The organism is Mesorhizobium sp. M0048, from assembly GCF_040323405.1.
In the GTDB taxonomy this organism is placed as follows: domain Bacteria; phylum Pseudomonadota; class Alphaproteobacteria; order Rhizobiales; family Rhizobiaceae; genus Mesorhizobium.
Map to the genome: position 1 here is coordinate 230,300 of NZ_JAMYUV010000004.1, position 21,441 is coordinate 251,740.

General features: G+C 62.9%; 17 protein-coding genes and 1 tRNA gene. 12 read left to right on the forward strand and 6 right to left on the reverse strand.

Translation table 11 applies throughout. The features are described from left to right. The first annotated feature begins 109 nt into the window (after positions 1-109). The gene (locus NKJ84_RS06650; protein WP_023676401.1) at positions 110-370 is read left to right on the forward strand and encodes a hypothetical protein; all 261 of its coding nucleotides are present in this window, start codon (positions 110-112) and stop codon (positions 368-370) included. Between the two features lie 64 nt (positions 371-434). Here the strand turns inward: NKJ84_RS06650 and NKJ84_RS06655 are convergent, their stop codons facing one another. After that, positions 435-635 carry a hypothetical protein gene (locus tag NKJ84_RS06655; RefSeq protein WP_352505831.1) on the reverse strand — a complete coding sequence of 67 codons (201 nt, stop codon included), beginning with the start codon at positions 633-635 and terminating at the stop codon, positions 435-437. A 216-nt stretch (positions 636-851) separates the two neighbouring features. On the opposite strand from NKJ84_RS06655, the gene NKJ84_RS06660 reads away from it, so the two are divergent. The 8 genes from NKJ84_RS06660 (at position 852) to NKJ84_RS06695 (ending at position 11,972) form a co-directional block, all read left to right on the forward strand. Next, positions 852-925, forward strand: a tRNA-Cys gene (locus tag NKJ84_RS06660). 89 nt (positions 926-1,014) lie between these two features. Next, positions 1,015-1,683 (forward strand): protein-L-isoaspartate O-methyltransferase family protein, encoded by a 669-nt coding sequence (locus tag NKJ84_RS06665; protein WP_352505832.1) that lies wholly within the window; start codon positions 1,015-1,017, stop codon positions 1,681-1,683. A 185-nt stretch (positions 1,684-1,868) separates the two neighbouring features. Beyond that, positions 1,869-3,260: a TolC family outer membrane protein gene (locus tag NKJ84_RS06670; protein WP_352505833.1), complete on the forward strand. Its 1,392-nt coding sequence runs from the start codon at positions 1,869-1,871 to the stop codon at positions 3,258-3,260. 198 nt (positions 3,261-3,458) lie between these two features. Further along, positions 3,459-4,370, forward strand: coding sequence for a DUF2497 domain-containing protein (locus tag NKJ84_RS06675; protein WP_352505834.1), 912 nt, complete (start codon positions 3,459-3,461; stop codon positions 4,368-4,370). A gap of 392 nt (positions 4,371-4,762) precedes the next feature. After that, positions 4,763-7,546: a valine--tRNA ligase gene (locus NKJ84_RS06680; RefSeq protein WP_352505835.1), complete on the forward strand. Its 2,784-nt coding sequence runs from the start codon at positions 4,763-4,765 to the stop codon at positions 7,544-7,546. A 381-nt stretch (positions 7,547-7,927) separates the two neighbouring features. Further along, a complete protein-coding gene (locus NKJ84_RS06685) occupies positions 7,928-9,148 on the forward strand; it encodes an OmpP1/FadL family transporter (protein WP_352505836.1) in 1,221 nt (406 codons plus the stop codon). A 276-nt stretch (positions 9,149-9,424) separates the two neighbouring features. Then, positions 9,425-11,149 (forward strand): dihydroxy-acid dehydratase, encoded by a 1,725-nt coding sequence (gene ilvD / locus NKJ84_RS06690; protein ID WP_352505837.1) that lies wholly within the window; start codon positions 9,425-9,427, stop codon positions 11,147-11,149. Next, on the forward strand, positions 11,136-11,972 hold the full coding sequence (locus tag NKJ84_RS06695) for a tetratricopeptide repeat protein (RefSeq protein ID WP_352505838.1): 837 nt from the start codon (positions 11,136-11,138) through the stop codon (positions 11,970-11,972). Before ilvD ends, NKJ84_RS06695 begins: the two co-directional genes overlap by 14 nt. 24 nt (positions 11,973-11,996) lie before the next feature. Here NKJ84_RS06695 and NKJ84_RS06700 read toward each other — a convergent pair whose 3' ends face one another. The 5 genes from NKJ84_RS06700 to erpA form a co-directional block, all read right to left on the reverse strand. Next, entirely contained in the window at positions 11,997-12,314 is a 318-nt protein-coding gene (locus NKJ84_RS06700; protein WP_254818311.1) for a hypothetical protein, read from the reverse strand. A gap of 77 nt (positions 12,315-12,391) precedes the next feature. Beyond that, the gene (xth, locus tag NKJ84_RS06705) at positions 12,392-13,186 is read right to left on the reverse strand and encodes an exodeoxyribonuclease III (RefSeq protein WP_352505839.1); all 795 of its coding nucleotides are present in this window, start codon (positions 13,184-13,186) and stop codon (positions 12,392-12,394) included. A gap of 30 nt (positions 13,187-13,216) precedes the next feature. Then, positions 13,217-13,606 (reverse strand): VOC family protein, encoded by a 390-nt coding sequence (locus tag NKJ84_RS06710; protein WP_352505840.1) that lies wholly within the window; start codon positions 13,604-13,606, stop codon positions 13,217-13,219. 2 nt (positions 13,607-13,608) lie between these two features. Continuing rightward, positions 13,609-14,088, reverse strand: a complete 480-nt coding sequence (locus NKJ84_RS06715; protein ID WP_352505841.1) for a hypothetical protein — start codon at positions 14,086-14,088, stop codon at positions 13,609-13,611. A gap of 37 nt (positions 14,089-14,125) precedes the next feature. Continuing rightward, on the reverse strand, positions 14,126-14,473 hold the full coding sequence (gene erpA / locus NKJ84_RS06720) for an iron-sulfur cluster insertion protein ErpA (protein WP_254818314.1): 348 nt from the start codon (positions 14,471-14,473) through the stop codon (positions 14,126-14,128). Positions 14,474-14,546: 73 nt separating this feature from the next. On the opposite strand from erpA, the gene NKJ84_RS06725 reads away from it, so the two are divergent. From NKJ84_RS06725 to NKJ84_RS06735, 3 genes are all read left to right on the forward strand, one after another. Next, the gene (locus NKJ84_RS06725; RefSeq protein WP_352505842.1) at positions 14,547-15,761 is read left to right on the forward strand and encodes a deoxyguanosinetriphosphate triphosphohydrolase; all 1,215 of its coding nucleotides are present in this window, start codon (positions 14,547-14,549) and stop codon (positions 15,759-15,761) included. Between the two features lie 61 nt (positions 15,762-15,822). After that, positions 15,823-17,580: an arginine--tRNA ligase gene (argS, locus tag NKJ84_RS06730; RefSeq protein WP_352505843.1), complete on the forward strand. Its 1,758-nt coding sequence runs from the start codon at positions 15,823-15,825 to the stop codon at positions 17,578-17,580. A 103-nt stretch (positions 17,581-17,683) separates the two neighbouring features. Next, positions 17,684-21,361, forward strand: a complete 3,678-nt coding sequence (locus tag NKJ84_RS06735; RefSeq protein ID WP_352505844.1) for an SPOR domain-containing protein — start codon at positions 17,684-17,686, stop codon at positions 21,359-21,361. Positions 21,362-21,441 lie beyond the last annotated feature (80 nt).

The following is a 21,441-nucleotide window of genomic DNA, read 5'->3' on the forward strand; positions in this document are numbered from 1 at the left end:
CGGCGAGCGCCCTCATATGAGCTGTCTCTCGCCTGTCACGGAACAGAAAAGGCCGTTGCGGCTTTCTCCGGCTGATGGTGCTACTGATGCAAACGGATCGACATTTCACATGACGGCAATGAGCGACGAACAGCCACCGGCCCGGAAAATCTCGGTCTTCGGCCGCCAGTTCACCATGCCGCGCTCGCGCGGCCTCAGGATTGCGATCGGCGTTGTGCTGATCATCGGCGGCATTCTCGGCTTCCTGCCGATCCTGGGTTTCTGGATGGTACCGATCGGACTGCTGGTGCTCTCCTACGAATTTGCCCTAGTGCGTCGTCATCGGCGCCGCTTCGTCGTCTGGTGGGAGCGACGGCGCCGGCCTGACTGAGATTGCCCCGCTGACGGCCGCCAGCCTGCCATATGTCGGCTAGCGGCGTCCTCCGCCCATACGTTTACCGAGGTTGGTCGAAGCAGCTCTCCAGACGTTCGCAAAGCTCCTTGAGAACGGCGGTAGCCGATGCCAGCCGCGCCCGGTCGCGCGGCGGCAGGCTGTTTGCGCCTTCTATGCTGAGGCGGTCGATGGCATAGCGCACAAGCTCTGCAGACTGCGACAATCCGCGCGGTGTGCCGTCTTTCGTAGCTGCTCGACCCATGGCGGAACCCTCCTTTCTGCCCAACGTGGCCGCCGGTTTCGGGTTCCTGTCGCCGAGGATCATCCTTAACGATAAGCTAATATGTTATTGCTAGCATGGCATTGCATTGATAAGCAGAGCCTCGATGTCGGAAGAACCGTTGGGAATGCATGGTGGCCGCTTGACGGCATTTTCGCCGCAACCTATTGGAGCCGGGTGGAACGCCGGGAGCAATGAGGCCTCGTGGCGGAGTGGTTACGCAGAGGACTGCAAATCCTTGCACCCCGGTTCGATTCCGGGCGAGGCCTCCAATGCCCGAGCTCCCGCGCGTCAGCGCCAGGGGGCTTCAGTTCCGGTCGAAACAGCCGCGGCCTTTGCGCGGCAAGCGGATGGTTGGAACATGAGCGCTGATTTTGCCGAACGCCGGGTGAAGATGGTCGACGGCCAGATCCGCACCACCGACGTGACCAGCGCACCGCTGCTCGAGGCTATGCTTGTCGTGCCGCGCGAGGCCTTTGTTGCCCCCGGCCAGCGTGACCTTGCCTATATCGACGAGGACATCCGCATTGCCTATACGGCCGATGGTCCGCGCTATCTGATGGAACCGTCGCCATTGGCCAAGCTGATGCAGCTGGCCGATATCGGCCCAAGCGATTCGGCACTCGATGTCGGCTGCGGCACCGGCTATGCGGCGGCGATCCTGTCGCGGCTGGCAAGGTCCGTCGTCGCGCTGGAAAGCGATCCGGCGCTGGCCGAGACCGCCACTTCGACGCTTGCTGCGCTGGGTTCCGGCAATGTCACCGTGGTCCAGGGACCGTTGCCGCAAGGCCATGCCGCCAATGGGCCTTACGACGTCATCTTGATCGGTGGCAGCGTCGGCGAGGTGCCGGCGGCGCTGTTCGACCAGCTTGCCGAAGGCGGCCGACTCGTCGCCGTTGAAGGGCAGGGCAATTCGGGCGTAGCCCGGCTTTTTTTTAAGACTGGGGGGGTTGTAACGGGAAGACGCGCATTTAATGCGGCAATTAAGCCACTACCGGGATTCGAACGCATTCCCGCCTTCGAATTCTGAGTGATTTTGCCTTGCAGCGAAGGCGTTGTCATGATCGCTTGCGTTTGAACAATCGTTGCTGATCTGCATAACCGGGCGTTTCTGGGGCTTTCAGCGGGGGAACGATAAAAAACGCGGCGCCGGCTGATCAGAAGGAGAAGCCAGCGTGGCGCAGTTCCCGTGCAAAACGAATGAGGGAATATAACGTGCCGTCTGTACGCAAGTTGCTTTTTACCGCCGTCCTCGTTTCGGCGACCGCGCTTTCTCCATTGGCCGCCTCGGCCGAAACCATTCTCGGGGCGCTGTCAAAAGCCTACCAGAACAATTCCTCGCTTAATTCTTCGCGCGCCGGCGCCCGCGTCACCGACGAGGGCGTTGCTATTGCCAAGTCCGGCTACCGCCCGACCATCACCGGTTCCGGAAGTATTGATTATACCGCCAGCCACAGCAACCGGTTGCACCGAAACATCTCGATAACCACCGGCAACTTCGGCGTCGAGATCGATCAGACGCTGTTTGACGGTTTTCAGACCAGGAACAATGTGGCGGCCGCCGAATCGCGGGTCCGCGCTTCGTTCGAAAGCCTGCGCAACGCCGAAGAAAACACTCTCTTCAACGCGGCAAGTGCCTATATGGACGTTATCCGCGACCGTCAGGTCGCCGTGCTGACCGAACAGAACCTGCAATTCCTGACCGAGCAGGCGCGTGCGGCGCGTTCGCGCTTCGAGGTCGGCGAAGGTACGCGCACCGACGTCGCGCAAGCCGACGCCCAGCGCGCCTCCGCGGTGGCGCAGTTGAGTGCCGCCCGCGCCACGGCGCTGGCAAGTGCTGCGACCTATCGCCAGGTCGTCGGCGACGAGCCGGGCAAGCTCAGGCCGGCTGCGCCGGTGTCGAAGCTGTTGCCGTCGAGCCTCGATGCGGCGATCGCGATCGCATCGGCCGAGCATCCGGCCATCCTCGCCACCGCGCATCTGGTCGACGCGGCGGCGTTTTCGGTGAAGTCTGCCGAAGGCGCGCTGCTGCCGCAGCTCTCGGCGTCGGCGGGTGTTTCGAGTGCCATTCGCGGCACCGCGCCGGGCTCGCTCTCCTCGACACAGGATGGCGTAACCAATTCGGCGAACATCGGCGCGACACTGACGATACCGATATATTCCGGCGGCCGCACTTCGGCACTGGTTCGCCAATCAAAGGAATCACTTAGCCAGGCCCGTATCGAGGTCGATGTCAGCCGCGACACCGTGCGCCAGGCTGTGACCTCCGCATGGTCGCAATACACCGCCGCGCAGCAAAGCGTCACGGCCAATCGGCAGGTGGTCGCAGCCGCACAGCTTGCCCTGAACGGCGTCATCGAGGAGCGCAATGTCGGCCAGCGCACCACGCTCGACGTGCTCAACGCGCAGGCGACCCTCATCACCGCCAAGATCAATCTTGTCAGCGCCGAACGCGATGTGGTGGTGGCAAGCTATGCCATCCTCTCGGCGGTTGGCCATTTGTCGGCAGACCGCCTTGCTCTCAACGTGACGAAGTACAGGCCGGAAGAGCATTACGACGCCGTCAAGGACAAGTGGATCGGCCTGCGCACGCCGGACGGCCGCTGATCGCCAGGCCGTGCTTTCAGCCCGCGCTCGAACGACGCGCGGGCTCCAACTCCCGACCCTAATCTGTTGAAATCCGAGATGTCGCCAGATTGGGGATTCTCGCAAGGCGTTCCGTCGGTTACGCTGTTGCCATGATTCGAATCCGGCATTGCCGGACAGGAAATCTGAGAACCAGTCACAAGGGCGGCGGATGTGACGATGGCGACGGCGAGCAGCGTACAGCGCGAACCTTCCATGGAAGAGATACTGGCTTCCATCAGAAGGATCATCGAGGACAGCGATACCGGCCGCAAGCAGCCGGGCGAAGCGGACGAGCTGCGCCAGGATCTGCAACCGGCACCGGCAGCCGGACGCACAGCAGAGGCGGATGCGTTCCGCTCCGAACTGCGCGGCGGACTGGAGATCGCCAAGCCGGCCACGCGGGCCGAGGTGCAGCCAACGGCCGCACCGGTTATTGAGCGCCTGGAAACGCCGCTCCGCCCCGGCCCGGTAAAAGCACCGGTGACGCTGGCTGAGGTGAACGCCGCTCCCGCACCGGCTGCAAAGCCGGATCGGCCTGCGATGGCCAACGCTGGCGAGACGACCGACACCATCATTGCCGATTGGCGGCGCGAGATCGCCGCGGTCGGCGACGCGATGGCCAAGCCGGAGCGCGCCGAGCCACCCCGGACGCCGGACGCCGAGCCGAAAGCCGAGGTTTTCGAGGACGAGGCGACTGCTGGACCTGCGCCGGAGCATTCGGAAATTGGGCCGGAGCTTTCGGAGGGCGGCCCGCAACCTTCGGAACTCGGCCCGGAACCTTCGAAAATCGACCTGGAATCTTCGAAAATCGGCCCGGAATCTTCGAAAGTCGGATTGGCGCGTCCGGCGGCGAGCGAGCCGCCGCCCGCACGCCCGGCGATCCTTTCGGAGCATACGGGCCGGCAGGTTGCCGCCGCCTTCGGCGAGCTTTCCGACGCGTTTGCCAGCCGCAGCAAGAAGACCTTCGACGAGATGGCTGAAGAGATGCTGCGGCCCATGCTGCAGGACTGGCTGGACAACAACCTGCCGACGCTGGTCGAGCGGCTGGTGCGCGAGGAAATCGAGCGCGTCGCGCGCGGCGCACAATAGCAGTTCGGAGGAAACGCCGCCGATAGGCGGCTCGACCGGCGAATTGTCGAAGTCGGCGCTGCCCCTCATCCGCCTTGCCGGCACCTTCTCCCCGCATAGTGAGCGGGAGAAGGGATTGGCCGCAACCTGGGGCGCCTTTTCCGCAACGTTTGTGATTGGCGAAAGCTTCGGTACAGGCGTCTTTCTCCCCGTCACCATACGAGGAGAAATGCCCGGCAGGGCAATGAGGGCGGCGCAAACCTGAAGCGATTGCCTTGCAACATTCAGTTGCGCGAGTTGCACCGAACCATCCCGGCGCTATCTATTGGCCATGCCGCCGTTGCGGTTGACTTGGCAACAACCTTCCGATTTACACCGGACCACAGATTCCGGACAGCGCGGACCGTTTTCCCATGCTCGAAAAGACCTACGACGCCAAAGCCGTCGAGCCGAAGATTGCCAGGATCTGGGAAGAGGCCGACGCGTTTCGGGCCGGCGCCGGGGCCGAGGAGGGGGCTGAAGCCTTCACGATCGTCATCCCGCCGCCGAACGTCACCGGCTCGCTGCATATGGGCCACGCGCTCAACAACACGCTGCAGGACATTCTGGTGCGCTTCGAGCGCATGCGCGGCAAGAACGTGCTGTGGCAGCCGGGGATGGATCATGCCGGCATCGCCACGCAGATGGTGGTCGAGCGCCAGCTGATGGAAAAGCAGATCCACCGCCGCGACCTGACGCGCGATGAGTTCATCGACAAGGTGTGGGAGTGGAAGGCAGAATCCGGCGGCGCCATCCTCAACCAGCTGAAGCGGCTCGGGGCCTCGGCCGACTGGAGCCGGGAGCGCTTCACCATGGACGAGGGCCTGTCCAAGGCCGTGCTCGAAGTGTTCGTGACGCTCTACAAGGAAGGGCTGATCTACAAGGACAAGCGCCTTGTGAACTGGGACCCGAAGCTGTTGACCGCCATCTCGGATCTCGAGGTCGAGCAGCAGGAAGTCAACGGCAACCTCTGGCACTTCCGCTATCCGGTCGAAGGCATGACCTTCGATCCGGAAAATCCGAAGACCTTCATCACCGTTGCGACGACCCGGCCGGAGACGATGCTGGGCGATACGGCTGTCGCAGTCCACCCCGACGACGAGCGTTTCCGGCATCTTGTCGGCAAGAAACTCATCCTGCCGATCGTCGGCCGCAGGATCCCGGTGGTCGCGGACGAGTATTCCGATCCTGAAAAAGGCAGCGGTGCGGTCAAGATCACGCCGGCGCATGACTTCAACGATTTCGAGGTCGGCAAGCGCCACCGGCTGCCGGCGGTCAACATCCTCGCCGTCAATGCGGCGGTGAGCCTCAAGGACAATGAGGACTTTCTCGCCGGGCTGGAAGTGACGCCGGAGCACCAGGCCGTATGGGACAGCCTCGACGGCCTGGACCGTTTCGATGCGCGCAAGAAGATCGTCGAGTTGATGGAGGCGGGCGGCTTTCTCGAGAAGGTCGAGCCGCATCGCCACACGGTGCCGCACGGCGACCGCGGCGGCGTGCCGATCGAGCCGTTTCTGACCGACCAATGGTATGTCAATGCGGCGGAACTGGCCAAGCCGGCGATCGCCTCGGTGCGCGAGAGCCGTACCAATTTCGTGCCCAAAAACTGGGAAAAGACCTATTTCGACTGGATGGAGAACATCCAGCCCTGGTGCATTTCGCGCCAGCTCTGGTGGGGCCACCAGATCCCTGCCTGGTATGGGCCGGACGGGCATGTCTTTGTCGAAAAGACCGAGGAAGAGGCACTCGGTGCCGCCGTCGAATATTATCTGGCGCTGGAAGGGCCGTGGAAGGCCTGGGTCGAGGACAAGCTCGAGAATTTCCAGCCTGGCGAGATCCTGACCCGCGACGAGGACGTGCTCGATACATGGTTCTCGTCGGCGCTGTGGCCGTTCTCGACGCTTGGCTGGCCGGATCAGACGCCGGAGCTGAAGACCTATTACCCGACCGACGTGCTGGTGACCGGTTTTGACATCATCTTCTTCTGGGTCGCCCGCATGATGATGATGGGCCTGCATTTCATGGATCAGGAGCCGTTTCATACCGTCTATGTCCATGCGTTGGTTCGCGACAAGAACGGGCAGAAGATGTCGAAGTCGAAAGGCAACGTCATCGATCCGCTCGAGCTCATCGACGAATACGGCGCCGATGCGCTGCGCTTCACCTTGACGGTGATGGCAGCGCAAGGGCGCGACGTTAAGCTCGATCCGGCCCGCATTGCAGGTTATCGCAATTTCGGCACCAAGCTGTGGAACGCGACGCGCTTCGCCGAGATGAACGAAGTGGCGCGCGACGACGATTTCTGGCTGCAGGACGCCAAGCTGGCGGTCAACCGCTGGATCCTGACGGAGCTGACGCGAGCCGCGCGCGACATAACCGACGGCATCACCTCGTATCGCTTCAACGAGGCGGCGGGTGCTGCCTACCGGTTCGTCTGGAACCAGTTCTGCGACTGGTATCTGGAACTGCTGAAGCCGGTGTTCATGGGCGCCGACGAGGCCGCCAAGGCCGAGAGCAGGGCATGCGTGGCCTTCGTGCTGGACGAGATCTACAAGCTGCTGCATCCGATGATGCCGTTCATGACCGAAGAACTGTGGGCCGAAACCGCCGGCGAGGGCAGGCAACGGCCGTCGCTGCTTTGTCATGCGGCTTGGCCGTCGCCCGACTTCGAGGACGAGGCGGCCGCCGCCGATATTAACTGGCTGGTCGATCTCGTCTCCGGCATCCGCTCGGTGCGTTCGGAGATGAACGTGCCGCCGGCGGCGATCGCACCGCTCGTGGTGATCGGCGCCAACGAAACGACGCGCGAAAGGCTCGAGCGTCAGGGCTCGGCCATCAAGCGTCTGGCGCGGGTCGGCGACATCTCGCTAGCGGAGGCGCCACCCAGGGGATCCGCCCAGATCGTCGTCAACGAGGCGACCATCTGCCTGCCGCTCGGCAGCCTGATCGACCTTGCCGCCGAGGCAGCGCGCCTGCACAAGGAGCTTGCCAAGGTGACCGAGGAAATAGCGCGGCTCTACAAGAAGCTGTCCAACGAGAAATTCGTCGCCAACGCGCCGGAAGAGGTAGTGGAGGCCGAGCGTGAAAAACTCGCCGAATATCGCGAGGCGCAAGAGAAGCTTTCGGTGGCATTGGCGCGGGTGCGCGATGCGGGCTGATCAAACAAACCGGGCCGGCTGGCCGCAATAGATTCGCCGGTCACGAATCTGCTTTCCAGCTAGGCCGCCTGCCACGAAAACAGGCATTCCGCAGCGTAAATCTTGAGGCAAACTGAATGTTTTTGCCCCATTGTTGCCATAATGTAACAATGGCCGGCTGGGCAGGCAAAATTCCCTGTTCCCTGGTGATTTAGGCGGTTTTACCAAGTTTTCTCGTCGATTTGCATTGAGGCGGCCATTTTCCTGCCTCGGTAAGAAGGCCGACACCTTGTCGGAAATGCGGTCCGCCAAGGTATACATGTACGCACGGCGAATTCGTTGTTGCGCCGTTAACCTGAATTGGTTCTAGCTTGATGCAAGGACATTTCGGGGAGGAGATTCATGTGTTGTTCGCGTCTGAAAGTGCTGCTGGGCGCGGGGGCTTTTTCGCTGGCTTTTGCTGGGACGGTGCAAGCCGGGGGCTTTGACCGGGGCGGCGTCAACATCGACCAGCTGTTCGACGCGGCGCCATATTCGTTCGATGCGGGCGTCACCTATGTTTCGCCACAGCGCAAACTCAAGAATGTGCAGCGTCTCGATGGCTCGGGTTTGTCGACATCGGCGGTGGACGTTGGTGGCGATTATGCGGTGCCGCATGTCGGTATCAAAGCCAACATCTTTGAGCCCGTAGACTGTCTTGCCACCTATACGAGACCGTATGGTGCGGACGCGAATTTCGGCCTGAACAACGCCTATTCGCCGACAGCGGTCAAATACGCCGTCGACACAGACGATTTCGGTCTCACCTGCTCCTATAAGGTGAACGTCGGCAAAGGCGCCATACGATTCATCGGCGGTGTCTCCTACCAGCAGGTAGACGCGTTTCTTTCCCGTCAGACACTGCTCGCCTTCGGCAATACCGGCCTCGGCGTCTTCAAACTATCCGACGAGGCATGGGGTTGGCGTGCAGGCGCAGCCTATGAGATCCCCGAGATCGCTCTGCGCGCCAGCCTAATGTACTCTTCGAGCTACAAATATGACGGGCTGTCGGGAACCGTCGACACGACCGGCTTCAGGGGCGCCTTTCCAGCGGATCTGATTCCCGGCTCTACCGGCGTGTACCCAGTCTCGGCGTCGGCTGAGATACCTCAAGCTCTGGAATTCAAGCTGCAGAGCGGCATAGCTCCTGGCTGGCTGGCCTTTGGTTCCGTCCGCTGGCAGGAGTGGAGCAAGCTTGGCGTCATTGCCATCAATGGCGTGCGCAGTCCGGTAACCGGTGCTCCCTCGCCCGTTTCATTCGATCTGCTTTATCGCGACGGCTGGACGGTCACCGGCGGCATCGGTCACAAGTTCACCGATCAATTGTCGGGCGTGGTTTCGCTGACCTGGGATCGCGGCACCTCGACGACCTCCGGCTATCAGTCGGATACCTGGGCCGTGGCCAGCGGCGTCTCCTATTCGCCGAACGACCAGATCGAGGTCAGGCTCGGCGGCTCGATCGGTGTGCTGACGAGCGGGTCATCGACTTTCAGCGGTGTCGGCGACGAGGCAAATGCCGTCACCTACACTTACGACAACGACCTGCTTCTCGCCGGTTCGGCTTCCGTTAAGATCAAGTTCTAACTACGGATTTTTAAACGACAAAACGGCCGGGCACTGCCCGGTCGGTTCGTTCGGCGCTCGTCCGGCATTCGGCGGCGCAACAATTGCCCCCAAGATGTTCGCTCCTGTAATTGTGACGTTTTGGCAACAGTTTCTGAACAACCCTCGCGCCACCCGGCCGCCCGGGAACATTGCCCATTTCCCGCCATAAACGCGGCGCACCTCGAATTTGTCTCGGGACACGCGCCAAAAGGCTAGGCGAAGAGGCAGGCCGCACCGCCCGCGGCAAGGACGAGTATGGACACCAGAGCGATCTCCAAGGCCAAGCTGCCGAGCCGCCACGTGACCGTTGGTCCCGAGCGGGCGCCGCATCGCTCCTACCTCTATGCTATGGGGCTGTCGGCGGCCGAGATCGCGCAGCCGCTGGTCGGTGTCGCCAGCTGCTGGAACGAAGCCGCACCCTGCAACATCTCGCTGATGCGCCAGGCGCAAGTGGTCAAAAAGGGCGTGGCGGCGGCCAACGGCACGCCACGCGAATTCTGCACCATCACCGTCACCGACGGCATCGCCATGGGCCATCAGGGCATGAAGTCGTCGCTGGTGTCGCGCGAGGTCATCGCCGACTCGGTCGAACTCACCATGCGCGGCCATTGCTACGATGCGCTGGTTGGATTGGCCGGTTGCGACAAGTCGCTGCCCGGCATGATGATGGCCATGGTGCGCCTCAACGTACCGTCGATCTTCATCTATGGCGGCTCGATCCTGCCCGGCAGCTACCGTGGCCGGCAGATCACCGTGCAGGACGTGTTCGAGGCGGTGGGCCAGCACTCGGTCGGCACCATCAGCGACGCCGAGCTGCTCGAGATCGAGCAAGCCGCCTGTCCTTCGGCCGGCTCCTGCGGCGCCCAGTTCACCGCCAACACCATGGCCACCGTCGCTGAGGCCATCGGCCTGGCGCTGCCCTATTCCTGCGGCGCGCCTGCACCCTACGAGATGCGTGACCGCTTCAATTTCGCTTCCGGCGAAAAGATCATGGAGCTGATCGCAAGGAACATCCGCCCGCGCGACATCGTTACCATGGAAGCGTTGGAAAATGCCGCGACCGTGGTCTCGGCCACCGGCGGCTCGACCAACGCGGCGCTGCATCTGCCGGCGATCGCGCACGAGGCCGGGATAAAGTTCGATCTTTTCGACGTGGCCAGGATATTTGAGAAGACACCCTACATCGCCGACCTCAAGCCGGGCGGCAAGTACGTCGCCAAGGACATGTTCGAGGCCGGCGGCATTCCGCTCTTGATGAAGACGCTGCTCGACCATGGCTACCTTCATGGCGATTGCCTGACGGTGACTGGCCGCACTTTGGCCGAAAATATGGAACATGTTTCCTGGAATGACAGCCAGGATGTGGTCCGTCCCGCCAACAGGCCGATTACCCAGACCGGCGGGGTCGTGGGCTTGAAGGGTAACCTTGCCCCCGAAGGCGCGATCGTGAAGGTCGCCGGCATGACGGAGCTGAAATTCTCGGGTCCGGCGCGCTGCTTCGATTCGGAAGAGGAATGTTTCGAAGCGGTTACGCATCGCAACTATAGGGAAGGCGAGGTTCTCGTCATCCGCTACGAGGGTCCGCGCGGCGGCCCGGGCATGCGCGAAATGCTGTCGACGACGGCGGCTCTCTACGGCCAGGGCATGGGCGGCAAGGTGGCGCTCATCACCGACGGGCGTTTTTCGGGCGCAACGCGCGGTTTCTGCATCGGCCATGTCGGGCCGGAAGCGGCAGTGGGCGGCCCGATCGGGCTGCTTAGGGATGGCGACTTGATCTCGATCGATGCGGTGAACGGCACGATCGAGGTTGCATTGTCCAAAGCCGAACTGGCGGCGAGGGCAAAGGCATGGAAGGCGCGCACGACCGACTATCAATCGGGCGCGATCTGGAAATACGCACAGACGGTCGGATCTGCCCGCGACGGCGCGGTCACCCATCCCGGCGGTGCCAAAGAAACACACTGCTATGCGGACATCTGAGTTGTTGAGGTCGTCTGTCCTTTCGGCAATGGTCGCGCTCGCCACGTTTGGCGCGACCTTGGGCGCCGTCGGCCAGGCCATGGCCTTTGACGACAAGGTGTTCGACGACAAGACCGGCGTGAAGCCGCAGTCGAGCCCGTGGGCGGTGTTCCAGTTCGGCTTTTCCGCCTACAAGAACGGCCATAAGGAGCAGGCCGCGGAAGCCTATAAATATGCCGCCGAGAACGGCCAGATCGGCGCCACCTGGAAGCTTGCGCGCATGTATGCCGAAGGCGATGGCGTGGCGCGAGACGACTACGCGGCGTTCAAGTTCTTCTCAGAGATCGTCGACCAGGATGTCGAGCCCGGTTCGCCCGAGGAAAGCTATGTTTCGGACGCATTGGTGGCGCTTGGCGACTATCTGAGGAAGGGCATTCCCGGCAGCCCCGTCGAGGAGAACGAGGTGGCGGCCCAGGAATATTACATGCGTGCCGCCGCCAACTACCGCAATCCGAATGCCCAGTTCGAGATGGGCCAGATGTTCCTCAAGGGTGAGGGCGGCGTCAAGGCCAGCGTCAAGCAGGCAGGACGCTGGTTCCAGCTGGCGGCCGAAAAGGGCCATGCGGGCGCGCAGGCGACGCTCGGCAATCTGCTCTTCCAAAGCGGCAAGATCGTGCGAGGGCTGGCGATGATGACCGCGGCGCTCGAACGGGCCTCACCTGCCGACCAGCCATGGATCCGTGGCATGCAGGAAGAAGCGTTTGCCGCCGCCGGCGAAGCCGACCGCCGCACCGCGATCTCGCTGGCCGACGACATCCTCACCAAGGGTGGCGGCGACCAGTAGGCCGGCAGAAATTCCGTTTTGAGATCAATTCTCGTTCGGTTCCGCCGGCATGCCGCTGGGCGCCGGCGTTGAGATCGGTGTGCCTTGCAAATGCGGGGCCGGCGTGTCCTCCGGGCATCCATCCCGCTGCTTTGTCCAGGACGTGTTGTTGAGCACCATCTCGCAACGGGCGAGGTAGCTTTGGCCGGCAGGCGTCAGACAGGCGACCCGGCCGATCTGGAATGATTTGCCGTTGGCAAGGCACTCTGCATCGGCAAAAGCCGGCGTCGCCACCGCCATCGCAAGCGCGCAGCCAATCGGGCAGAGTGCAAATCGAGTAGTCATGGGAACCCCAGCCACCATGATGATTTCGCATCAAGCGCGCGATTTGTGGCGATAAGAGGTCAACTTATCAATGTGCCGCCGGACGGCAGGTCCCGTCAGGCTGGCCGCAGCGCCAGATCGATCGCCACCGGCACGTGGTCGGAGGGTTTTTCCCAGGCGCGCACCTGCTTCTCGATCGAAGCCGAGGAAAACCAGTTGGCGGCTTCGGGCGACAGAAGCAAATGGTCGATGCGGATGCCGTTGTTCTTCTGCCAGGCGCCGGCCTGATAGTCCCAGAACGTAAAGACGTCCGCGGAGTCGGTGACGGCACGCACGGCTTCGGTGAAGCCGAGATTCTTCAGCCGCCGGAACGCCTGCCGCGTCGCGGGCTGGAACAGTGCATCGCTTAGCCAGTTTTCCGGATATTTCGCGTCGATTGGCTCGGGGATGACATTGTAGTCGCCGGCCAGGACCAGCGGCTCTTCCAGAGCAAGCCGCTCCTCAGCCCAGCGCTCAAGTCGCGCCATCCAGGAAAGCTTGTAGGAGAACTTCTTCTCGTCGTCGATCGGGTTGCCGTTCGGCAGATAGATCGAGGCAACGCGCAAGGCGCCCTTGTCGGTCGAGAACACGCCCTCGATGAAACGCGCCTGTTCGTCGGCATCGTCGCCCGGCAAGCCGCGATTGACCTCATCGAAACGCAGCTTCGACAGGATAGCGACGCCGTTGAAGCCTTTTTGGCCGTAAGTCTCGACATTGTAACCGAGCGCCTCGATCTCGGCGCGAGGAAACTGCTCGTCGACCGTCTTGATCTCCTGCAGGCAGGCGATGTCGGGCGCGCTTTCCGTCAGCCAGTGGGTCAAATTGCCGATGCGGGCGCGAACGCCGTTGATGTTCCAGGTGACGATTTTCATGGCGGCCTCGATAGGCTGGTGATCCGGAGACTAGCGATCCGGTGGATGACGTTCGACAAGGCCGATCGTATTGCCTGCCGGGTCCTTTAGGAAGGCCATCCATTCGCTTTCCCCGGCCTGGCCGAACAGGCCTTCGGTGTCGCGATGAACGAGCGCCGGCGGCGCGGTGAAGGGGATGCCGGCGGCCTTTGCCGAAGCGTGGAATTCTTCGAGGCCCGATATATCGAGATAGACGGTGCCGGCCGACAGGCCGTCGGTGAAAAGCAGGCGCACGTCACCGGCCAGGATGAAGGCGATGCCCGGCGGGTCGAAACGCGCGTGCAGGCTCATGCCGAGCACTTCGCGCCAGAACGCCAGCGTCGCATCGAGGTCGCGCCCGGCGGAAAGCGCGACCTGACGGACCGCGCCTATGCGGCCCATGTTCATTCGCTCCCGAAAGGTTGGCGCTCGGCATTTTCCGCAAGTATTTGTTCAATTGCCTGCCGCAGATGCAATGCCTGCTCGCGCGTCGTGCTTTCGTGCATCCAATCACAGGCATCAAAGAGGCAGCCAAGCCAAACCGGGAAGTCGTATTTCTGCTCGATAGGGGAGACCATGCGGCAGACCTGAAAGGGTTCCAGGTCGCTGTCAAGGTAAGTCCGAATGCGTCGAAGGAGCAGCTTACGTGCTATTTCCTTGGCTTCATCGGACTTGTCGTTGAAATCGGGAAAATACCGCGCGATCAGCGACCTCAAATGACCATGAGCTTCCGCAAGATTAACAGCATTCCGCGGATTGCACCGCACGAGCTGCACATAGTCAGCATCGTCTGAGTAGACCCGAGCTACCTTGTGACGGTTGGCCCAACCAACGATATCGACATCGGAAATTGCTTCTATCTCGCGGACGACAAGGACCGTCATCGGATCCTCAAGGCCCTCGAGGAGCGGCTTCATATTTTCAAATACTGAAGCTGGTGCCGCAGCCGCAGGATGCGACCGCATTGGGGTTTCTGATCTGGAACGACTGGCCCATCAGATCGTCGACGAAATCGATTACCGAGCCGCCCATGTAGACCAGCGACAGGTCGTCGATAAGTACGGTGGCGCCGTCCTTTTCGATGGCGACGTCGTCATCATTGCGCCTGTCGACCAGATCGAACTTGTAGGAAAAGCCGGAACAGCCGCCGCCCTCGACCGAAACGCGCAGCGCCGTCTTACCGGCTTCGCTCGCCACAATCTTGGCAATTCGCCTGGCGGCGGCGTCGGTCATCTCGACTTTCATGGCAGTCTTGGCATCAGCGCCCATGGGCGTCACCTTGCATTCGGTTTCGTATGATAGGTATGAAGCGCGACGGGGCAAGTCAACTGCGGCATACGCTATGACCAACGAGTTGGGCGACATCGGATTCGGCTATCGGCCGCGCGCGGCCTATGCCAGCGACCCGGCAAAGTCGCGCGGGCGGTTGTTCGACGAGGTGGAAAGCCCGACGCGCACGCCGTTCCAGCGCGACCGCGACCGCATCATCCATTCGACGGCGTTCCGCCGGCTGAAGCACAAGACGCAAGTGTTCGTCGCACACGAAGGCGACCATTACCGCACGAGGCTGACGCATTCGATCGAGGTCGCGCAAATCGCACGCGCTCTGGCGCGGGCGCTGCGCGGCGACGAGGACCTGGCCGAGGCGGTGGCCCTGGTGCACGACTTCGGCCACACGCCCTTCGGCCATACCGGCGAGGACGCGCTGAATGAGAAGATGGCCGCCTGGGGCGGATTCGACCACAATGCGCAGTCGCTGCGTGTGGTGACGCGGCTGGAGCGGCGCTATGCCGAGTTCGATGGGCTGAATCTCACCTGGGAAACGCTGGAGGGGCTGGTCAAGCACAATGGCCCACTGACCGATGCCAAGGGCAAAGGGCTGAAGGGGCCGGTGCCGCAGGCAATCCGCGACTATTCCGAACTGCACGACCTCGAGCTCGACCGCTTCGCCGGTATCGAGGCGCAGTGCGCGGCGATTGCCGACGACATCGCCTACAACACCCACGACATCGATGACGGGCTGAGGGCAGGGCTGTTGACGCTCGATATGCTGGAGGGCGTTTCGCTGCCGGGGTCGATCCTCAAGGGCGTGCGTCAGCGCTATCCGGCGCTCGATGACGTACGCACCGGCCACGAGCTGATGCGCCGGCAGATCACCATCATGGTCGAGGACGTGATCGTCTCGACAACGGCCAATCTGGCGCGCATCAAGCCTGACAGCGCCGAAGCGGTAAGGGCGGCCTGCGAGACGATGGTGAGCTTCTCCGCCGAGACGGCCGTATGGGAAAAGGAGCTGAAGGCCTTTCTTTACAAGCATCTCTACCGGCACGCGGACGTCATGCGGGTGCGCGCCGAGGCCGACCAGATCGTCCGAGACCTGTTCGACGTCTATTTCGCCGATCCGCGCGCCATGCCGGATGGCTGGCGCGAAGGGCTCGACCGGGCTGAGGACCGCGTCAAAGCGCGCAGTGTTGCCGATTTCCTGGCCGGCATGACGGACACTTATGCGCTCAAGGAACACAGGCGTTTGTTTGACCATACGCCGGATTTGAGCTAGGGCGGGCTCGATTTTGCCGGCCAGCGAGCCGGACCCCTGCAAAACCGTCAGAGCCACAGCAATGAACATCTTCGCCGATTTCAACGAGCGAATCATAAAGGCCGTCGAAGCGCTTGATTTGAAAGACAAGGATGGCGCGTCGCCGGACCTGTCGCGCATAGCTGTCGAGCCGCCGCGCGATGCCAGCCATGGCGACCTCGCGACCAACGCTGCCATGGTGTTGGCCAAGCCGACCGGCCAGAATCCGCGCGCGCTGGCCGAAAGGCTGGCTGAGGCGCTGCGCGCCGACGAGGATATCGCGGCCGCCGAGATCGCCGGCCCGGGCTTCGTCAATCTCAGGCTCAAGGACGGCTTCTGGCAGGCGCATCTGACGGCGCTGCTCGGCGAAGGCCGCAATTACGGCCGCTCGACGATCGGCGGCGGCAAGAAAACCAATGTCGAATATGTCTCGGCCAACCCGACCGGGCCGATGCATGTCGGCCATTGCCGAGGTGCCGTGGTCGGCGACGCGCTCGCCAATCTGATGGCCTTCGCCGGTTACGACGTGACCAAGGAATATGTCATCAACGATGCCGGTTCGCAGATCGACGTGCTCGGACGCTCGGTTATGCTGCGCTACCGCGAGGCGCTTGGCGATGAGATCGGCGACATTCCGGCCGGGCTTTATCCAGGCGACTATCTGATCCCCGTTGGTCAAGCGCTGGCCAGCGAATTCGGCCGCTCCCTGCTGCAGATGCCGGACGAGGAGGCGCTTGCCATCGTCAAGGACAGGACGATTGATGCGATGATGGCGATGATCCGCGAGGATCTGGCGCTGCTCAACGTGCATCACGACGTCTTCTTCTCCGAGCGGACGCTGCATGCCAACAATGCGAAGAAGATCCGCTCGGCGATCAACGACCTGACGCTGAAGGGGCACATCTACAAGGGCAAGCTGCCGCCGCCCAAAGGCGAGAAGCCGGACGACTGGGAGGACCGCGAGCAGACGCTGTTCCGCTCGACCGCAGTCGGAGACGACATGGATCGGGCGCTGGTCAAGTCGGACGGCACCTTCACCTATTTCGCCGCCGATGTCGCTTACCTCAAGGACAAGGTCGATCGCGGTTTCGTCGATCTGATTTATGTGCTTGGCGCCGATCATGGCGGCTATGTGAAACGGCTGGAAGCGCTTGCCCGGGCGATTGCCGGCGACGAGGTCAAGCTTACCGTGCTGCTTTGCCAGCTGGTGAGGCTGTTTCGCGCCGGCGAGCCGGTGCGCATGTCGAAGCGGTCGGGCGAGTTCGTGACCTTGCGCGAAGTGGTCGAGGAGGTCGGCCGCGACCCGATCCGCTTCATGATGCTCTATCGCAAGAACGACGCGCCGCTCGACTTCGACTTCGCCAAGGTGACCGAGCAGTCGAAGGATAATCCGGTATTCTACGTGCAGTATGCCTCGGCGCGCTGCCATTCGGTGTTCCGGCAGGCGAGCGAGCAATTGGGCGAGGCCATGTTCGACCGCAACCAGCTGGCCGCCGAAGTGGCTTTGCTGACCGACGAGGGTGAGATCGGCCTGATTAGGAAGCTCGCCGAATATCCTCGGCTGATCGAAGCCGCGGCCCTCGCGCTCGAGCCCCACCGGCTGGCATTTTACCTCTACGAACTCGCTTCCAGCTTCCACGGACACTGGAACCGGGGCACCGACAATCCCGACTTACGTTTTGTTAAGGTTAACGACCGACAATTGACGCATGCCAGACTAGGGCTGGTGCAGGCTGTTTCGGACGTTTTGACGTCCGGCCTGACGCTGATCGGAGCCAATGCGCCCACCGAAATGCGTTAGGTTTGAGTAAAAAACCTGTCACCTTTTGCCCACATTGCGCTGGTAAGGGCCAACCCTACGCGACGTCCATGGCGTCCGAATGAGTGCGAGTTCGGGAACAATAATGGCAGACAGAACCCAGCTGAGAGCAGCCGACCACAACGACATCGCCAGCGATGATCCGTTCGCGGAACTGACCAGGATCATGGGGTTCGACCCGCGCCAGCCGGTCAAACCGCAAACGCCGGCCCAGCCGAAAACCGCTGCCGCCGAACCGTCGGTGGGCGAGGGCGATTTCGAGATCGATCTCGAGAAGGAGTTGATGGGCGAATTCGGCGCCGACGCCAATGACAATGCTTTCCCTGTCGAGCTTCGCGAGCCGGCACCCGAACCGGCTACCACGGATGAGATGGAGGACGCGCTTGCCGCCTCGTTCGAACAGGATTTCGCGTTCGACGACAGTGCGGTGGATGATGTTGCTCCTGTTGCGGCCGCTCCTGTTGCCGCCGACGAAATTGCCTCCGGCCCCGAAAGGGCGTTCGCTCCCGCTGTCGAGCCGGAGTTCGATGAAGAGTTCGATAACGCCGTCGCCGGCTCGCTCGAAGACGTGTCGCCGTTCGAGGACGACCTTTCGAGTGACGACGAACTTGCCGCCTCGCTCGACCAGGATTTTCGGCTCGACGACGATGTGACCGGCGAGGACGAACCCAGGGCCGCGGCCGAGGCGATCGAGCTGGTCGACGAGCCCGCCTTCGACAACGAGTTCGACGACGCCGTGGCAAGCTCGCTCGAAGACGAACTAATGCTCGAAGAGCATGAGCCGATGGAGCAGGCGGTCGCCGCTGAAACGGCGGCGCAAGCGGCCGCGCCTGCGTTCGATGACGAGTTCGACGACGCGGTTGCAAGCTCGCTTGAAGACGAGCTGATGTTCGACGAGCAGGAGCCGGCTGATAACGCCGCCCCGGTATCGCCGGTTGAGGCGGCCGATGAGAATTTTGCCGGCCATGCCGATGATGCCATGGCCGATGTCGACATGGACTTCGACGTTCGCGCGAACGAGCCTGCCGAAATCGAAGAACCAGAGTTTATCGAAGAGCTGTCGATCGAAGAGCCAGAGGCCGCCCGGCTTTCCGGCACGGCCGCTGAAGCGGCGCTCGACGACGATTTCGATCTGAGCTTCGACGATGCGCCTGCCGAGCACCCCGAACAGCCCGTAGCCCAGGTCGTTGCAGCCGAACCCGCGGCCCAGGCCGCCGCTGTCGTCCCAACGGCCCCAGTGGCCGAGGAACGCAGCCTGGAGGACGAACTGAACGCGCTGTTGGGTGCGATGAGCACACGGCCGGCACAAGCGGTCAACGAACCTCAGACAAGCCAGCAGGAACGTCAGACAAGCCAGCAGCCTGCCCAGAAGCCCGTGATGGCTGTTCAGCAGCCCATCGCGCCGGTAATTCAGAAGCCAGCAGTGGCTGCTGAACAGCCAATGGCGGCGGTCAAAGACGTCGCCAACGACCCGGTGCATGCTGTCGACGAGCTGGATTGGGAACTCGACGAGCGCGAGCCCGCTGAGCCGCCGCAGTCCAGTGCCGCCGATGACGCCGATCTTGGCAGTGTCCTCCTCGATGAGCTTGAAGGCGAGGATTTCGGTATTGAAGCCGCTGCCGGACCTGCGGGTGATCTAGACAACGATGCGCTCGATGCCGACTTCGCCAGGAACATCGGCCTGGATCACGACTCGGCCGACAAGAGTGCGGCAGCTGCTGCCGACGAAGACCCGCTCGATGCGCTGAACTGGCTGACGACACGCGCCACGCCGCCCGAGCCGGCCCGCTCGTGGAGCCGCGTGACACCGGTTGCACAGCCTCAACCCGCCTTTGCAAGCCAGCCGGTGGCGCGTCCGGCACCACCACCGCAACCGGCTGCAACGCCGTCCTATCGGGCCGCACCGGTCGAAGAGAGGCCGTCCTATGAAGGCCAGGCATCCCGTGAAGATAGGTCATCGTATGAAGGTCGGCCCGCCCGCATGGAAGCTGCGCCAAGCTCGCATCAACAGCCTTCCGCCTATGACGAGATGCCCGATGTCGAGACGGTCGACGTGCCCGAGCGCGTCGTGGCGCTGGCGGACGATCTCGACATTCCGGAGCTCAACTTCGACGATGACGAGCCGGTGGCGCCCGCCTACGACGATCTCGATGCCGATTTTGCCAGCCTTCTCACCGAAATGAATGCCACGGATATAGCGCCGGCCCCGGTGCGCAGTGCTGGCTATGACGATGAATACGATGCCGGCCTCGCGTCTGGCTACAAGCAAGATCGCGGCGAGACGCGCGCCTATGGCACCAAGCCTGCGGAAGCCCCTGTCAGCCCGGCAGCCGCTTCCTATGCGGATGCAGCGGACGGTTTCGATCTGGGCTCGTTGCCCGGCGGCCAGCCGGTTTCGCAAGCCGACGATTTCACCTTCGATGAGCTCGACTACGATCCCGAACTGGACGAGGAGATGTCGGTTCCCGGCCTCGCCGAACGCGAGGCCGAAAGGCAGCCGCGCAGGCGCGGGCTGCTGATAGGTGCGGTGGTCGGCGCCGTTGCGATCGCCGGCGGCCTTGGCGCCTTTGCGTTGACCCTCGGCGGCAAGAGCGGCGGCGATGCGCCGGTCATCGTCAAAGCCGACAACAGGCCGATCAAGATCAAGCCGGAAAATCCAGGCGGCACTGTCGTGCCGAACCAGGACAACAAGGTTTATGACGCTGTGGCCAAGGGCGCCAAGCCCGCCGAGCCGGTTCAGCAGAAGCTGGTCACCAACACCGAAGAGCCTGTCGACCTGAAGGCCAACGAACCGGAGAGCCGCGTCGTCGATCTTTCGCCCAATGACCCCGATGCCGCAGACGATATCGACGCGCTCGGCACCGAGGCGTCTGATAGCAATGCGTCTGGCACCAACGCGCGTGACACCAGCGCGCCTGACACCAATGCGCTTGGCACCGCGGCTGGCGATACCGTAGCCGCCGCACCGGCGCCCAAGTCCGAGGATCGCATCGCGCAGGTTCTGCAGGAGGCCGAGAAGGGTGCCGAGACCGTCGCCGTTGCGCCGCGCAAGGTACGGACCATGGTCGTGAAACCTGACGGCTCGCTGGTGGCGCGCGAAGATCCGGCGCCAGCCGCCCCGCAGATGGCTGCTGCCGAGCCGGCCGATCCGGCGCCGCAGCACGTGGCTCCGGCCGCCCAGGCCGACGCCGCCGCGCAGACCGGCACCGTGCCCCTGATCGACCAAATGACAAGCGATCCGAAGATTGGCGACCCGAAGATTGGCGACCAGCCGAGTGGCGATCAGGCGAGCGGCGATCGGGCGAGCGGCGATCAGGCCGAAACCTCCAAGCTGCAGCCGGCGCCCAAGCCCGACACAAAGGCTGAAGCCAAGGCCCAGGCGTCAGCCAGCAAGCAGTCGGCCACCACCCCGGCCACGGTTCCGGTGGCGCCGCAGCGCCCGTCCGACCAGCCGGTCGACGTGGTCGGCGAGGTCAAGCCCGATCAGGTTGCTTCCATCGATCCGGCCGCGGCCGGCGCTGGTTCTTGGTCGATACAGATCGCTTCGCAGCCGACAGTCGAAAGCGCCCAGGCGACTTACCAGGATCTGCAGCGCCGCTACGGCAGCGTGCTTTCCGGCCGCACCGCCAACATCGTCAAGGCCGAGATTGCCGGCAAGGGCACCTTCTACCGCGTCCGCGTTCCGGCGCAGTCTCGCAACGAGGCGATCAAACTGTGCACCAGCTACAAGGCTGCCGGCGGCAATTGCTTCGTGTCCCACTAGCGGCACCAAAGCCCTCGAAAAGCCGGCGCCCGCGCCGGCTTTTTTGCGTGAAAGGAAACCTTTGGAGGCAATCGCGGGCG

Excerpts from the sequence above, each read along its gene's own strand:
- NKJ84_RS06650 (WP_023676401.1), top strand. The coding sequence starts at position 110 with ATGACGGCAATGAGCGACGAACAGCCACCGGCCCGGAAAATCTCGGTC.
- NKJ84_RS06655 (WP_352505831.1), bottom strand. The coding sequence starts at position 635 with ATGGGTCGAGCAGCTACGAAAGACGGCACACCGCGCGGATTGTCGCAG.
- NKJ84_RS06665 (WP_352505832.1), top strand. The coding sequence starts at position 1,015 with ATGAGCGCTGATTTTGCCGAACGCCGGGTGAAGATGGTCGACGGCCAG.
- NKJ84_RS06675 (WP_352505834.1), top strand. The coding sequence starts at position 3,459 with ATGGCGACGGCGAGCAGCGTACAGCGCGAACCTTCCATGGAAGAGATA.
- NKJ84_RS06680 (WP_352505835.1), top strand. The coding sequence starts at position 4,763 with ATGCTCGAAAAGACCTACGACGCCAAAGCCGTCGAGCCGAAGATTGCC.
- NKJ84_RS06685 (WP_352505836.1), top strand. The coding sequence starts at position 7,928 with ATGTGTTGTTCGCGTCTGAAAGTGCTGCTGGGCGCGGGGGCTTTTTCG.
- ilvD (WP_352505837.1), top strand. The coding sequence starts at position 9,425 with ATGGACACCAGAGCGATCTCCAAGGCCAAGCTGCCGAGCCGCCACGTG.
- NKJ84_RS06695 (WP_352505838.1), top strand. The coding sequence starts at position 11,136 with ATGCGGACATCTGAGTTGTTGAGGTCGTCTGTCCTTTCGGCAATGGTC.
- NKJ84_RS06700 (WP_254818311.1), bottom strand. The coding sequence starts at position 12,314 with ATGGTGGCTGGGGTTCCCATGACTACTCGATTTGCACTCTGCCCGATT.
- xth (WP_352505839.1), bottom strand. The coding sequence starts at position 13,186 with ATGAAAATCGTCACCTGGAACATCAACGGCGTTCGCGCCCGCATCGGC.
- NKJ84_RS06710 (WP_352505840.1), bottom strand. The coding sequence starts at position 13,606 with ATGGGCCGCATAGGCGCGGTCCGTCAGGTCGCGCTTTCCGCCGGGCGC.
- NKJ84_RS06715 (WP_352505841.1), bottom strand. The coding sequence starts at position 14,088 with ATGACGGTCCTTGTCGTCCGCGAGATAGAAGCAATTTCCGATGTCGAT.
- erpA (WP_254818314.1), bottom strand. The coding sequence starts at position 14,473 with ATGGGCGCTGATGCCAAGACTGCCATGAAAGTCGAGATGACCGACGCC.
- NKJ84_RS06725 (WP_352505842.1), top strand. The coding sequence starts at position 14,547 with ATGACCAACGAGTTGGGCGACATCGGATTCGGCTATCGGCCGCGCGCG.
- argS (WP_352505843.1), top strand. The coding sequence starts at position 15,823 with ATGAACATCTTCGCCGATTTCAACGAGCGAATCATAAAGGCCGTCGAA.
- NKJ84_RS06735 (WP_352505844.1), top strand. The coding sequence starts at position 17,684 with ATGGCAGACAGAACCCAGCTGAGAGCAGCCGACCACAACGACATCGCC.